Consider the following 941-nt stretch of genomic DNA (forward strand, 5'->3'; position numbering starts at 1 on the left):
GATTCTCAATCACTTAATATTAGTGACAATAATTCACGAGAGAATAGGGCTTTGGGCTAGGGGTATAGTAAGCGATCGCTCAATCAAGGAGATAATGGGAAAAGTCAGATAACTAATGACTAATAACTAATGACAGCCAACTCCAAAAATATTTTACAAATGATTTAGAACTGTTATAGCATGAATGTGTTTGCCTTGTGCTTTCTTTCATAGTGAAAGAAAGCAAATATAGAGATATAACAGCTTATGAATCTTGCCCCTGGACAATTTCTTTTTGGATCAAGCTAATTTGGGCAGCTAATTCTTGCCGAGTAGAAGCTTTGAATAGATATCGGAAAACAAACCAAATTAAGTAACCAATTCCAGTCAACTCAAAAACTAGATTTAACTGCGGAACTTCATTTATTACATCTAGTACAGCTAAAACTATCTTAACTGCAATAGTCGCTGTAATAATTGTAGTAAAACAAATGAATGGCACTTGAATTTCTATGGAAAATCTACTTAAATATTTAGGTACTTGCTCCAAATATTCAGAAATTTTACTATTATTTTGCTGCCATTGAGGTAATGGTTGATTAACAGGTGTTGGTAATGGTTGAGTTTCAACTTCTGAGTTTTCAGGCCCGGCGATAGATTCAGTTGATATAATATCAAAAGATTTCGATTGTTCTACTTCGCTCTCTTGATGTAATAGTTTATCAGCAGATAGTGGTAATGGTTGAGTTTCAACTTTTGAGCTTTCAAGCCCTGCGATAGATTCGGTTAATGTAATATCAAAAGATTTTGGTTGTTCTACTTTGCTCTCCCCAAGTTTACTGTTTTCTTCAGGGATAACAGTTTTTATTTGTTCATCACGGATATCAATTTGAGCCAATTTCATCAAAGGTGAGTAAATGGCATTGTACATATCACGTGCCATGTTCACCGCACCTTCAAAG

At 34.6% G+C, this 941-nt stretch carries 1 protein-coding gene; it reads right to left on the reverse strand.

From position 1 onward, the window contains the following. Positions 1-244: 244 nt before the first annotated feature. A partial coding sequence (locus V7K89_RS19410; protein ID WP_335189911.1) for a CAAD domain-containing protein occupies positions 245-941 on the reverse strand: 697 nt, incomplete at its 5' end.

Origin of the sequence: Nostoc sp., from assembly GCF_036917515.1 — a bacterium.
Taxonomy (GTDB): Bacteria; Cyanobacteriota; Cyanobacteriia; order Cyanobacteriales; family Nostocaceae; genus Nostoc.